The 12,848-nt window shown below is 73.2% G+C and carries 12 protein-coding genes; 10 read left to right on the forward strand and 2 right to left on the reverse strand.

The annotated features are described in order from the left end of the window. Window positions 1-169: 169 nt before the first annotated feature. The 10 genes from IO33_RS0109635 (at window position 170) to IO33_RS0109680 (ending at window position 11,222) form a co-directional block, all read left to right on the forward strand. Window positions 170-1,336 (forward strand): serine hydrolase domain-containing protein, encoded by a 1,167-nt coding sequence (locus tag IO33_RS0109635; RefSeq protein ID WP_031162540.1) that lies wholly within the window; start codon window positions 170-172, stop codon window positions 1,334-1,336. A 105-nt stretch (window positions 1,337-1,441) separates the two neighbouring features. Further along, on the forward strand, window positions 1,442-2,731 hold the full coding sequence (locus IO33_RS0109640) for a CAP domain-containing protein (protein ID WP_051926605.1): 1,290 nt from the start codon (window positions 1,442-1,444) through the stop codon (window positions 2,729-2,731). 56 nt (window positions 2,732-2,787) lie between these two features. Next, window positions 2,788-3,465, forward strand: coding sequence for an AIM24 family protein (locus tag IO33_RS0109645; protein WP_031162545.1), 678 nt, complete (start codon window positions 2,788-2,790; stop codon window positions 3,463-3,465). A gap of 178 nt (window positions 3,466-3,643) precedes the next feature. Further along, window positions 3,644-4,684: a tetratricopeptide repeat protein gene (locus IO33_RS0109650; RefSeq protein WP_031162548.1), complete on the forward strand. Its 1,041-nt coding sequence runs from the start codon at window positions 3,644-3,646 to the stop codon at window positions 4,682-4,684. Further along, a complete protein-coding gene (locus IO33_RS0109655; protein ID WP_031162550.1) occupies window positions 4,681-5,703 on the forward strand; it encodes a polyprenyl synthetase family protein in 1,023 nt (340 codons plus the stop codon). Before IO33_RS0109650 ends, IO33_RS0109655 begins: the two co-directional genes overlap by 4 nt. A 103-nt stretch (window positions 5,704-5,806) precedes the next feature. Then, complete coding sequence (locus tag IO33_RS0109660) at window positions 5,807-6,775, forward strand: threonine/serine dehydratase family protein (RefSeq protein ID WP_031162552.1); 969 nt, start codon at window positions 5,807-5,809, stop codon at window positions 6,773-6,775. A 197-nt stretch (window positions 6,776-6,972) separates the two neighbouring features. Next, entirely contained in the window at window positions 6,973-8,541 is a 1,569-nt protein-coding gene (locus IO33_RS0109665) for a serine/threonine protein kinase (RefSeq protein WP_031162555.1), read from the forward strand. Window positions 8,542-8,591: 50 nt separating this feature from the next. Next, complete coding sequence (locus IO33_RS0109670; protein ID WP_031162557.1) at window positions 8,592-9,563, forward strand: LLM class F420-dependent oxidoreductase; 972 nt, start codon at window positions 8,592-8,594, stop codon at window positions 9,561-9,563. A gap of 121 nt (window positions 9,564-9,684) precedes the next feature. Then, the gene (locus tag IO33_RS0109675) at window positions 9,685-10,734 is read left to right on the forward strand and encodes a hypothetical protein (protein ID WP_031162559.1); all 1,050 of its coding nucleotides are present in this window, start codon (window positions 9,685-9,687) and stop codon (window positions 10,732-10,734) included. Window positions 10,735-10,796: 62 nt separating this feature from the next. Further along, complete coding sequence (locus tag IO33_RS0109680) at window positions 10,797-11,222, forward strand: SsgA family sporulation/cell division regulator (protein WP_031162561.1); 426 nt, start codon at window positions 10,797-10,799, stop codon at window positions 11,220-11,222. Between the two features lie 42 nt (window positions 11,223-11,264). Here IO33_RS0109680 and IO33_RS0109685 read toward each other — a convergent pair whose 3' ends face one another. Together IO33_RS0109685 and IO33_RS0109690 are read right to left on the reverse strand one after the other, a co-directional pair. Next, window positions 11,265-11,810, reverse strand: a complete 546-nt coding sequence (locus tag IO33_RS0109685) for a DUF6328 family protein (protein ID WP_051926606.1) — start codon at window positions 11,808-11,810, stop codon at window positions 11,265-11,267. Between the two features lie 52 nt (window positions 11,811-11,862). Continuing rightward, complete coding sequence (locus IO33_RS0109690; protein ID WP_031162565.1) at window positions 11,863-12,846, reverse strand: aldo/keto reductase; 984 nt, start codon at window positions 12,844-12,846, stop codon at window positions 11,863-11,865. Window positions 12,847-12,848: the final 2 nt, after the last annotated feature.

Genomic DNA, 12,848 nt, shown 5'->3' on the forward strand with positions numbered 1-12,848 from the left:
ACCTTCTAGGGCAATCCTTTACAAATGCGCGCCACAGAGTGATCAGGAGCTGACCAACTGTGTGTCGGCTGTGGAGACGTCGTCTCCATCCCCTAGGTTCCAGGGCCGGAATGTGACCGAAGTCGCATCAAGGACCGTATGGATGCGCATCGCTGAAAGAGAGTCCCGGATGGTCTCAGCAACGGTGGCACGGGGTGTGGTCCTCGGGGCGGTCGCGCTGTCGCTCCTGGCGGTCCCGGCGCGGGCGGCGACCGCCCGGCCGGACGCGCCGGGGGCAGCGGCGTCGCTCCCGGCTCCCGACACCGTGGGCCTCGACGCGGCACTGAGCTCCGCGGTGGACCAGGGCGCGCCGGGCGCGCTGGCCCGCATGGACGACCACGGCCGGACGTACACGGCGGCGCGCGGAGTCGCCGACCGGAGCACCCGGCGGGCCCTCACCCCGGACGACCGGTTCCGCGTCGGCAGCGTCACCAAGACCTTCTCGGCCGTCGTCCTGCTGCAGCTCGCCGACGAAGACCGGCTGGCGCTCGACGCGCCGGTCAACCGCTACCTGCCCGGCCTGCTGCCGGACGACCGGATCACGGTCCGCGACGTGCTGAGCCACCGCAGCGGCCTCTACGACTACACCAACGACATGTTCGCCGACAGCGTGTCCGGCTTCGAGGCGGTGCGGAACAAGGTCTTCACCTACCGTCAGCTGGTCGGCCTCTCCCTGCAGAAGCCCCTCACCCACGAGCCCGGCACCGCGTACTCCTACTCCAACACCAATTTCGTGGTGGCGGGGATGCTCATCGAGAAGCTCACCGGGCACGCCGTGCGGACCGAGTACGAGAACCGCATCTTCAGGCCGCTGAAGCTGCGGGACACGTTCTACGTCCATCCCTCGACGGTCATTCCGGGCCGGTACGTCCGTGGGTACCTCACCCCGGACCAGAGCGGTGAGCCGTTGGTCGACGCCACCGAGCAGACGGTGTCGTGGGCGCAGAGCGCGGGGGCGATCATCTCCAGCGCGCGGGATCTCGACACGTTCTACGGCGCGCTGCTCGGCGGCAAGCTGCTGTCCGCCGCGCGGCTCGCCGAGATGGAGCGGTTCACGCCGGTCGACGGTACGACGGCGTACGGGCTCGGGCTGCGGCGGCGCGATCTGTCGTGCGGGGTGTCCGTGTACGGGCACACGGGGGTGGTGCAGGGGTACTCCACGTACGCCTTCGCCACGAAGGACGGTGCGCAACGGCTCACGGCTGTCGCCAGCACGTCCAACAACAAGAAGGTGTCGGACGCGTTGGCGGGGGCCCTGGAGGCGGGGTTCTGCGGGAACTGGGCCGCCAAGAGGTAGGAGGGCGCCCGTGGAACCTTCCGGCACGTGCCGGGCGTTGCCCCGGGTGTGACGAGCGAGCTGGTACCCGGGGGCAATCTGGCCCTGCCCCTCGGCGTGGTGCGGATGCGGGTGGCCGGGAGCTTCGATGTGTCCGCTCTGGTCACCGGGTCGGACGGCAGGGTCGCGTCCGACGCCGACTTCGTGTTCTACAACCAGCCTCAGGCGCCGGGAATCCGGCTGCTCGGTGACACCCTGACCGTCGAGCCGGGCCGGCTGCGCGGCGGTGCGTGCCGGGTCACGGTCGTGGTGAGCGCGGCCGAGCCCGGTACGCCGCTCGGTCGGCTGCCCGCTCCCCGGCTCGACGTCACCGACGGATCCGGGCGTCCGGTGGCCCGGTTCGCACCGCCGCGTCCCGGTCCGGAGACCGTGCTGCTGCTCGCCGAGCTGTATGTGCGGCCCGGCACCGGCTGGAAGGTGCGGGCGATCGGGCAGGGGTACGCGGACGGGCTGGCCGGGCTCGCGCGTGACTTCGGGGTGCAGGTCACGGACGACGGCGCACCGCCGGCCACCGCCGTGCCGGGTGCGCGCGGCCACGCGGCAGGGCCCACGGTGACCGAGGTCCGCGCGCCGCACCTCGGCGAAGGCGCCCCGGACGACTTCCTCCGTATGGTCAACTCGGCCCGTGCGCAGGCCGGTTGCCCGGCCGTCACCCTCGACCCGCGCCTCGGTGCCGCCGCGCGGGCCCACGCCCGGGCCATGGCGGACGCCGGACGGCTCGGCGGCGAGGGGCCGGACGGTGTCTCGGTGCACCAGCGCATCACCGGCGCCGGATACGCGTACGTCGCCGTCGGCGAGCACCTCGTCTCCGGTCCGCGCACCCCGGCCCGGTTCGTGGACTACTGCCTGCGGTCGCCGGGACCCCGGCGCACCCTGCTCGACCCGGCCTTCCGGCACGCCGCCCTGGCCCACGCCGACGGCGGCGACCGGTACTGGACGGCGCTCTGGGCCGCTCCCCTGACCCCGGACGCGCTGTCACGCACGGCCGCCGAGGTCGTCGCGCTCACCAACGCCGAGCGCGGCCGGGCCGGCCTGCCCCCACTGGCGGTCGACCCGCTGCTCACGGCCGCCGCCCAGGCGCACTGCGCGGACATGGTGGCCCGCGACTTCTACGACCACGTCTGCCCCGACGGCTCCCAGCCCTGGGACCGGGCCCGCGCCGCCGGATCCTCCAGGCGCACGATCGGCGAGAACATCGCCTGCGGCCAGCGCTCCCCCGCCGAGGTCGTGGACGGCTGGATGAACAGCCCCGGTCACCGCGCCAACATCCTCAAGCGGGACTTCGGCCACCTGGGCGTCGGCTTCGCGGGCGGCGGCCGGGCGGGCACCTACTGGGCCCAGCTCTTCGGTGGCTGACCGGTCACGTTCCGCGATCTTGGCGGAATGGAATCCTCCGGGACACCATGCCCCGCATGAAGGGTGATCTCTTTTCCAGTGAGCACATGGTGCAGCCGGCCGTCGAGCCGGGCATGTCCGTCGAGAACGCCAAGTGCGTCAAGTACGCCGTGAACGGCGAGATGTACGCCCGCCAGGGCGCGATGGTCGCCTATCGGGGGGACCTGAAGTTCGAGCGCAAGGGGCAGGGCGTCGGCGGCATGCTCAAGCGCGCGGTCACCGGCGAGGGCCTGCCCCTCATGGCGGTGCGCGGGCAGGGCGAGGCCTGGTTCGCGCACGAGGCGCAGAACTGTTTCATCGTCGAGGTCGAGGCCGGCGACCAGTTCACGGTCAACGGCCGCAACGTGCTGTGTTTCGACGCCTCGTTGTCGTACGAGATCAAGACGGTCAAGGGCTCGGGCATCGCCGGCGGCGGCCTGTTCAACAGCGTGTTCACCGGCCAGGGCCGGCTCGGCCTGGTCTGCGAGGGCAATCCGCTGGTCATACCGGTCTCCGCGCAGTTCCCGGTGTACGTCGACACGGACGCGGTGGTCGGCTGGACGGCGCAGCTGCAGACCTCGCTGCACCGCTCCCAGTCCATCGGCTCCATGCTGCGCGGCGGTTCCGGCGAGGCCGTCCAGCTGATGTTCCAGGGCGAGGGCTTCGTCGTGGTGCGCCCGAGCGAACTGACCCCGCAGAAGGCACAGCAACACTGAACCTTCACAGGGCACCCGGTGGAACCTTCACAGGGTGACCCGTAGCCCGGGGGCAACCCCCGTCGACGTGCCTGCGTCTTGATCGACAACAGACCGACACGCCCCGGTCTTCCGGCCGGGGCATATTCCGAGATACCTATACACGCGATGTATACACAGCGTGTATAGAAAGGTACGCATGTACGGCAAGGCTTTCGCCCCGGAGTACCAGGGCGCACTGACCACCCTGTCCGTGAACTCCTCGCTGGTCGACGTGCTGGCGGAGGGCACCGAGAAGCTGCGCGAGGCCGAACGGTCCGGGCGGCCCGCCGAGGCGGCCCGCTGCGGGCTCGCCGTCGCCGAGGCGCACCGGCGGCTCGGTCACGTACAGGACGCGGACCGCGCCTGGAAGGCGAGTTACCGCGCCGCCCGGGACGCCGGCGACACCGCCGCGATGGCCTGGGCGCTGTGGAGCGGCGGCACCCTCGCCCGGCAGCGCGGCGCCTTCCCGCTGGCCTGGCGGCTGCTCGGGCTCGCGGCGGAACTCGGGGAGCGCGGCGGCGACATCGTCTGCCGGGGCTACTCGCTGGCCGGCCTCGCCGAGACGGGCCGGATCCAGGGCGACTACGCGGCGGTCGGCCGGCTGCACGAGCAGCTGCTGGCCGAGGCACGCCGGCGCGGCGAGGCCCGGCACACGGTGTGGGCGCTGGAGGGCATCGCGCAGATGCACCGCAACACCGGCGACCACGACCGCGCCTACGCGCTGTTCGAGGAGGCGGCGGAGATAGCCGAGCGGGCCGAGGACCGGCGCGGGCACGCCTGGGCTCTGCGCGGACTCGCCGACATCCTCTCCGTCCGCGACAAGGACACCGAAGGGGCGCTGGAGCTGCTGTCCCGCGCGGAGGCGGGCTGCCGGGCGATGAACCTGTCCAGCGCCCTCGCCTACAACCACAAGATGCGCGGCAACGTCCTGTACCGGGCGGAACGTTTCACCGAGGCGCGGGAACTCTACGAGCTGGCGCTGGAGGAGTTCCGGGCGATGAGCGAGCCGCGGGGCGAGGCGCTGGCCCGGCTGGGGCTGGCCAAGTCGCTGGCCCAGCTGGGCCGTGACCGCGCCGAGACGGCCGCCGAACTCGCCGACCTCGCCCGGACGCTGGAGCGCAGCGGGCTGAAGCACGCCCGGGAGATGGTGGCCCGGGCCCAGGAGGAGTTCGGCCTCGGCGCGGAGGTCGCCCGGTGACCGCCGTACAGGCTCCGCCGTCCGCTCCCGAAGTCCTCGCCCGCTGCCGGGACCTGGTGCAGCCGGCACTGCGGGAGGCGGTGGGGCGGCTGCATCCGTGGGTCGCCGAGATGGCGGCGTACTCCTTCGGCTGGTGCGAGGTCGGCGGGGCCCCCGCCGCCGCCCCGGGCGGCAAGGGCGTGCGGCAGGCGCTGGCGGTGCTCGGCGCCGAGGCGGCGGGCGCCGACGGGCGGGCCGGAATCCCGGCCGCGGTCGCGGTGGAGCTGGTGCACGGCTTCTCGCTGCTGCACGACGACATCATGGACGGCGACGCGACGCGGCGCCGCCGCCCCGCCGTGTGGAAGGCGTACGGCACCGGTCCCGCGGTGCTCGCCGGGGACGCCCTGTTCGCGCTGGCGGTGGAGACCCTCTCCGTCGCGCCGCGGGGCGCCGGCGCCGTGCGGCTGCTCTCCGCGGCCCTCGCCGACCTGGTGCGCGGGCAGGCCGACGACCTCCTGTTCGCCACCCGCCCCTGCACCGGCCCGGAGCGCGTGACGCCCGAGGAGTACGGGGTGATGGCGGAGGGCAAGACCGGTGCGCTGCTGGGCTGCGCGGCCGCGCTGGGGGCGGCGCTCGGCGGGGCGCCCGAGGCCGCGGTGGACGCGCTGGACCGTGCCGGACGGCATCTCGGCGTCGCCTTCCAGCTGGTCGACGACGTGCTCGGGATCTGGGGCGACCCGGCCGTCACGGGCAAGCCCGTGGGCGGCGACCTGCGGGAGCGCAAGAAGACCTATCCGGTGCTGGCCGCGCTCGGCTCCCCGGCGGCGGCCTGCGGTCTCCCCGAGCTGCTCGGCGCGCCGGAGCGGGCCGAGGAGGCCGCCGCGCTGATCGAGGCGGCGGGCGGCCGTACGGCGACACTGTCCGAGGCCCGGGCGCACACGGCCGCCGCCCGGACGCTGCTCACGGGGGCCCCGCTGGCCACCGAAGCCGCCGGGGACCTGTTCCGGCTGCTGGACCACCTGGTCCACCGCGAGCTGTGACCGTCCGCGCGCCCGGGGTGAAACCGTGTTGACCTCCACGGTCCCGGCGCGTCAGGGTGCGAGGGGCGCGGTCCACACCCCCGCGCCGGAAGGGTGGAGCACCTTGATCGGCATCACGGAGATCGAAGCCGCGGCGGAGCGGATCGCCGGGCATGTCGTACGGACGCCGACCGTCGCGAGCCCGGGTCTGACCGCGCTGCTCGACGTCCCGGTCACGGCCAAGCTCGAACTGCTCCAGCGCACCGGCTCGTTCAAGGCGCGCGGGGCGACGGCGAAGCTGCTGTCGCTGAGCGAGGCCGAACGGGCGGCGGGTGTGGTCGCGGTCAGCGGGGGCAACCACGGGATCGCCCTCGCGGTGATGGCCGCGGCCCTCGATGTGAAGGCGACCGTGGTGATGCCCCGTACCGCGCCTGCGCGTTCCGTCGAGATCGTGCGGGAGGCCGGGGCGTCGGTACGGCTGACCGACGGCATGGACAGCGCCTTCGAGCTGGTGACGCGGCTGCGGGACGAGGGGCTGACCCTGGTCCACCCGTTCGACGACCCGGTGGTGATCGCCGGACAGGGCACGGTCGGGCTGGAACTGGCCGAAGACGTCGCGGACGCCGACGAACCGACGGACGTCGTGGTCAGCATCGGCGGCGGCGGGCTGATCGCCGGGATCGCGGCCGCGCTCGCGGCCCGACGCCCCGGGGTGCGGGTATGGGGCGTGGAGACCGAGGGCGCGCAGGCCATGTCCGCGGCGCTGAAGGCGGGCGGACCGGTGCCGGTGCCCCTGTCGTCCCTGGTCACCACGCTCAGCGCGCCCGCCGTGTCGCAGCTGACGTACGACCATGTCTCCGCGCTGGTCGAGGAGGTGCTGGTGGTCTCCGACCGGGAGGCCGTGCAGGGCTCGCTGGACCTGGCCGACCACGGCAAGGTGTGGGCCGAGCCGGCCGCGGGGTGTCTGCTGCCGGCGGCCCGCGAGGTGGTGGCACGGGTCGGCGACGGTGCCCGGATCGGCCTCGTGGTGTGCGGGGGCAACACGACACCGCGCGAGCTCACGGGCTGGGCTGAGCGGTTCGCACTGCTGTGAGGCCGGGCCGCACCGGGGCCTTACCGTCGGTTACCCACAGGTCGGACGACCACCGGGTGCGGCCATCCCAAACTCGCAAGCCCTTTCGAAGAGTTGAATAAAAGGCAGGAACGCGGCCCGGGTCACGGTTTCTTTGAACGCATCCCGGCGCACCCCGCGTACCTCTGTGAGACACACAACAGGGGTTCCAGCGAGGGATGACCATGGTCAAGGCGCACGTCTCCGCACACGAGTGGGTCGCCGGACGCTACCGGCTCCTCGAGGTCTTCGCCCGCGAGACGAACCGGCTGTGGTGGTACGCCGAGGACGTGGCGGCGGAGCAGCCCCGGCTGGTGGCTCAGACCGCCCTGCCGGAGGGGTCCGCCGAGGACACCGTGCGCCGGGTCACGGCCCGCCTCATCCGCACCTCCGAGACCATGCGGCTGCTGTGCCCCGGCCAGGTCGCCACGGTCGTCGACGCGGTGGTGGAGAACGGCACCCTGTGGACGGTCACCGAGTGGATCGACGGCACGCCGTTGTGCGAACTCCTCGACCGCGAGGGTGCGTTCCACCCGGTGCGGGCGGCCCGGACCGGCCTGGAGCTGCTCGACGTGCTCCAGGCCGCGCACGACGAGGGCATCACGCACGGTGAGCTGAGCCCGGGCCAGGTCTTCGTACGGGACAGCGGCCCGGTCGTCGTCACCGGCTTCGGACTCGCCGGCGCGACCCTCGTGCCGCGCCTCGCGGCGCCGTCGTACGCCTCACCCGAGCAGGCCCGCGACGAGCGCATCGGGCCGGCCGCCGACCTGTGGGCGCTGGGTGCGCTCCTGTACACGATGGTGGAGGGCCGGCCGCCGTTCCGGGACCGCGGCCGGCCCGACACCACCCTGAAGGCCGTGGACCGGCTGCCGCTGCGCACCCCGCTGCGCGCGGGCCCGCTCACCCAGTCCGTGCAGGGGCTGCTGCGGAAGAACTCGCGGGAGCGGCTGACCCGCCCGGTCGTCCGGGCGGCCCTGCTCCGGGCCCTCGACGAGGACGCGGACGCCGACCGGCAGCCGGCCCCCGCACCCCGGCTGCGCGACGCGTACGCGGGCGTGCGCCTCGCCGGACGGGAGCACGGCAGACGAGCTCTGGCAGCGGGTACCGCGCTGGCCGCGCTCACCGTCACCGCCGCCGTCCTGGCCGCGACCCACCAACTGCCGGGCACCGGAACCGCGCAGGCACCGGACCGCCCCTCCGCCACGGTCACCCCCACCGGCAGGCACACCGGCGGCGGGGGCGGGACGCCGTCCGCGAGCCCCACCCCGAGCAGCCCGCCCGCCCTGCCGGCCGGCTACCACCCCTACACCGCCCCGGAGGGCTTCTCCGTGGCCCTGCCCGACGGCTGGCGGCGGCTGACCACCTCCCGCGTCAGTGGGGCCTACCGCGTCACCTTCGGCCGGGACGCGGCCTCCCCCACGCTGGCCGTCACCCACAGCGAGCACGTGGGCCCCGACCCGGTCGCCGTCTGGCGGGACGACGTCGAACCGGATCTGCGGAGGCTCCCCGGTTACGGCCGCGTCGGCACCGTCCGGGCCGCCACCTACCAGGGGCACCGGGCCGCCGACCTGGAGTGGCTGGCCGGCTCGGGGGACGCGCGGGTGCACACCTTCGGGCGCGGTTTCCTGACGGGCGGCGGCGACGGCTTCTCCCTGCGCTTCACGACTCCGGCCGCGACCTGGGACGACGCCGGCAACCGGCTGGCACTGAAGACGTTCCTGCAGACGTTCCGCACGCCGGCGCACTGACCGGCGTCCGTGGTTCGTTTTCGAACCGCCGACCCGGGGACTCGCCCCTTATGGTGCGAATCGGATACACGATGATGACCGAGCAGGCCGGCCCCCGGGACCTGGTGGACCACGTGGTGCGGGCCGAGGAGACCGGCTTCGACTTCTCGGTGATCTCCGACCACTACTTTCCGTGGCTGCGCTCGCAGGGCCACTCCTCGTACGCGTGGAGCGTGCTGGGCGCCGCCGCCCAGGCCACCTCGCGGATTCCGCTGATGACCTACGTCACCTGCCCCCTCCTCCGCTACCACCCCGCGATCGTGGCGCAGAAGGCGGCCACGGTGCAGCTGCTGTCCGAGGGCCGGTTCCGGCTCGGGCTGGGCGCCGGCGAGAACCTGAACGAGCATGTGGTGGGCGGCGGCTGGCCCCCGGTGGACGTGCGCCATGAGATGCTCGAAGAGGCCGTCGGAGTCATCCGGGCGCTGTTCGAGGGCGGCCACGTCACCCACCACGGACCGCACTACGACGTGGAGTCGGCCCGGCTGTGGGACCTGCCGGACCAGCCGCCGCCGATCGGCATCGCCGTCTCCGGCGAGCAGTCCTGCAAGCTCGCCGGGCACCTCGCCGACCTGGTCATCGCGACCGAACCGAAGCCCGGGCTGCTGGAGGCCTTCGACCGGCACGGGGGCAGCGGCAAGCCACGGGTCGGACAGCTGCCGGTGTGCTACGACCCCGACCGGGACACGGCGGTCAAGCGCGCCCACGCCCAGTTCCGCTGGTTCGGGCTCGGCTGGAAGGTGAACGCCGAACTGCCGCACCCCGATTCCTTCGAGGCCGCGACGCAGTTCGTGACCGAGGACGACGTCGCCTCCTCGATCCCGTGCGGCGACGACCCGGACGCCTTCGTGGAGGCCGTACGGCCCTACGCCGAGGCCGGGTTCGGGGAGATCGCGCTCGTGCAGATCGGCGGCGACGCACAGCCGGAGTTCCTCAACTGGTCGGCGAAGACCCTGCTGCCCGCGCTGCGGGAGGCCCTCGGCTGACCACGTGGACCCAGGGGCACAGCACGACGCGGGACACCACCGCCTCGCGTCCCTATAGGCTTTCCTGTCCGCATCCGCACCGGGGTGCGGTCCCTTGAGCATCCTCGCAGGAGAGTCATCCGTGGCCCTGGTCATCGACCCGTCCGAGACGTCCGCCCCGGCCGCGCCGCCCCTGTCCGACCTGGTGGCGCGCGACGCCCGGGAGTTCGGCGGCTACGCGCGCACCGGCGGCTGGGCCTTCGCCCTGATGGTGGCCCGCAGTGTGCGCCCGGGCGGACAGCCGGCCGGTGCGACGCCGAAGGTGTCCGCGAAGGAGTTCGCGCAGCTGGCGGGCTGCTCCCCGGAGCGGGTCATGCGCTACTACAAGGCCTGGGACCGGGCCGCCGACGACGGGCTCGTCCCACACTTCGAGACCCTTGAGCCGGGTCAGGAGGTGGACCTGCCGGACGCGGACGTGTGGCTCGGCTACTACGCCTCCCGCAACAGCGCGACCTCCGAGCGCGGCACCGCGATCGCCGAGGCCGCCGAGGCCGAGGGCATCCGCCCCACCAAGGCGCTGGAGGTCGCCGAGAACCCGACCGCGCTGCGCGCCGCGATCCTCGCCGACCCTTCCACCGCCCGCGCGGCCCGCTCCGCCCTGCTGGACCGGCTGCGGGAGGACCCCGGGCTGCAGGCGGAGCTGGCGCGTGACGTCGTACGGACCGACGACCTGAAGAAGGCCGTCGCGACCGAGAGCCGGGCCGCCGACCGGATCGGCTACGTCCGGCAGATCGCCGAGTCCGGGCAGATCCGGACCCCGGCCGGGCAGACCGTCGAGGCCCCGGCCGAGCTGCGCGAGGAGGCCGAACGTCATCTCTCGCTGATCGACGAGCTGGAGGACGGCGAGGACACGGGCGAGTGGGCCACCGAGGCCTACGACACCATGAAGTCGCTCGTCGTCGAGGCGGTCGAGGCGGACCCCGAACTGCGCGTCCAGGAGCGCCGGACCAAGTTCTACAGCAGCCTGCAGAAGGCGACCAGGGCCTTCGAGGAGCTGACCTTCGACGACGCGCGGGACTTCTACGAGGACGACATGGTCCGGCGTCTGGAGGAGCTCCAGCAGGCCATCGGCAGCTGTCTGACCGCGCTGCGCGGCTCCGGCGGGAACGCGGGGAATCAGTCGCACGGGTGAGCATCCCGGGCGCCACGGGGGTACTAGAGGACTCTACGCCGATTGTTGCCGGAGGCCCTCGCATGACCTCGTTCGTGCACATGACCCTGGTGGTACAGCTGCGCGCGGAAGGCACCGGCCGGTGCCCCGTGCTGGCCCATCTCAGCTACGACGCCGACGACCCGTTCGCCGTGACCGCCGTGTTCGGCCACGACGGCCGGGTGCTGGCCTGCTGGCGGCTGGACCGGGAGATGCTCTGCGACGGTCTGGTGCGGCCGGTCGGGGCCGGGGACGTGCGGTTGCGGCCCGCCGCGACCGCCGCGTGGCACGAGCTGCGCATGGAGTTCCTCGGGGACGCCCGGCCGGACGGCACCCGGCACCGCGCGGTGGTGTTCGCCTGGGCGCCCGCGGTCGCCGCGTTCCTGCGGGAGACCCATCGGATCGTCCCGCCGGGGCGTGAACGCGTCCCGGTCGACGAGCTGCTGGCCGATATCCTCTCCGCGGGCTGAGCGGCCGCCCCGCTCCCGCGTCCGGCCCCGACCGCTCCGCTCCTACGTCCGGTCCCGGTCGGGGGCGCCGCCGGCCGGCCCCGCGCCCGCGGCGCCGTCGGGCGAGCGGGTCGTGTGCCGGTGCCGGGCCCACAGCGGCAGGCCGTACCAGCAGACCAGGTACCAGACGACGACAGGCACCACCAGATACGGCACATAGCCGTTGTGGGTGGCCACCCGCAGGATCAACAGCAGGGAGGACGCCATCGTCACCAGGAGCATGACCAGCCCGACGAACGTCATCCGGGACGCCAGCCGCACCGCCTGCGGCTTCACGCGGCGGCCGGACACCAGACGGTGCAGGGACACCGGTCCGATGAGGGCACCGGTCGCACAGGCGCCGAGGACGACGGTCACGATGTAGATGACCTGGTCGGTGGGGGCGAGCTGGGCGTACTTGGGCTGGAAGACGACGGTCAGCAGGAAGCCGAACAGGATCTGCACGCCCGTCTGGGCGACGCGGACCTCCTGGATGAGTTCGACCCACATCCGGTCGGCCCGCTCCTCCTCGGTCTCGTTGCGCCCCCTGCGCCGTCCTTCCTCCGTCATGCGGTGCGTGTAACCGCGCGGCCGTTCGTTCAAACGGCGCGTGCTTCCCCGGCTACCAGCGGTGCTCGACCTGGTCCTTGATCCGCCGCTCGTAGAGTTCACGGATCGCGGTGAACGTCTCCTCGGGCAGCGGCGGCAGCTTGGCGGCGGCCGCGTTGGCACGGGCCTGCTCGGGGTTTCGGGCGCCGGGGATCACCGTGGTCACGCCGTCCTGCTCCACGATCCAGCGCAGCGCGAGCTGGGCCGGGCTGTAGCCCTCGGGGGCGAGCGCGGCGAACTCGGCGGCGGCCTCGACACCGGTCCCGTAGTCGACACCGGAGAAGGTCTCGCCCTGGTCGAAGGCCTCCCCGTGCCGATTGAAGGTGCGGTGGTCGTTGGCGGCGAAGACCGTGTCCTTGGTGTACTTGCCGGACAGCAGGCCGGAGGCGAGCGGCACGCGCGCGATGACGCCGACGCCGGCTTCGCGGGCCGCGGGGAGCACCTCGTACAGGGGCTTCATACGGAAGGGGTTGAGGATGATCTGCACGCTCGCCACGTTCGGCCGGGCGATCGCGGTCAGCGCTTCCGCGCAGGTCTCCACGCTGACGCCGTAGGCCGCGATGCGCTCCTCCTCGACCAGGGTGTCGAGGGCGTCGAACACCGCGTCGGAGGAGTAGACGGGCGTCGGCGGGCAGTGCAGCTGGACCAGGTCGACGCGGTCGACGCCGAGGTTGCGGCGCGAACGGTCGTTCCAGGCGCGGAAGTTGTCCAGGACGTAGTTCTCGGGGATCTGCTCGACCCGGCGGCCCATCTTGGTCGCCACCAGCACGTGCAGGTCGGGCCGGCCGTGCAGGAACGAGGCGATGGTCTCCTCGCTGCGTCCGTCGCCGTAGACGTCGGCCGTGTCGAAGAAGGTGACCCCGGCCTCGGCCGCCGCCTCCAGGACGGCCAGGGCCTCCTTGTCGTCCACGTCACCCCAGTCGGCGCCCAGCTGCCATGTGCCGAGACCGACCACCGATGCCCACTGACCCGACCTGCGGATTGCGCGTTCGTCCATGC

Origin of the sequence: Streptomyces durhamensis (assembly GCF_000725475.1) — a bacterium.
GTDB classification, from domain to species: Bacteria; Actinomycetota; Actinomycetes; order Streptomycetales; family Streptomycetaceae; genus Streptomyces; species Streptomyces filipinensis.

Excerpts from the sequence above, each read along its gene's own strand:
- IO33_RS0109685 (WP_051926606.1), bottom strand. The coding sequence starts at position 11,810 with ATGACGGAGGAAGGACGGCGCAGGGGGCGCAACGAGACCGAGGAGGAG.
- IO33_RS0109650 (WP_031162548.1), top strand. The coding sequence starts at position 3,644 with ATGTACGGCAAGGCTTTCGCCCCGGAGTACCAGGGCGCACTGACCACC.
- IO33_RS0109670 (WP_031162557.1), top strand. The coding sequence starts at position 8,592 with ATGGTGCGAATCGGATACACGATGATGACCGAGCAGGCCGGCCCCCGG.
- IO33_RS0109645 (WP_031162545.1), top strand. The coding sequence starts at position 2,788 with ATGAAGGGTGATCTCTTTTCCAGTGAGCACATGGTGCAGCCGGCCGTC.
- IO33_RS0109690 (WP_031162565.1), bottom strand. The coding sequence starts at position 12,846 with ATGGACGAACGCGCAATCCGCAGGTCGGGTCAGTGGGCATCGGTGGTC.
- IO33_RS0109635 (WP_031162540.1), top strand. The coding sequence starts at position 170 with ATGGTCTCAGCAACGGTGGCACGGGGTGTGGTCCTCGGGGCGGTCGCG.
- IO33_RS0109665 (WP_031162555.1), top strand. The coding sequence starts at position 6,973 with ATGACCATGGTCAAGGCGCACGTCTCCGCACACGAGTGGGTCGCCGGA.
- IO33_RS0109640 (WP_051926605.1), top strand. The coding sequence starts at position 1,442 with ATGCGGGTGGCCGGGAGCTTCGATGTGTCCGCTCTGGTCACCGGGTCG.
- IO33_RS0109680 (WP_031162561.1), top strand. The coding sequence starts at position 10,797 with ATGACCTCGTTCGTGCACATGACCCTGGTGGTACAGCTGCGCGCGGAA.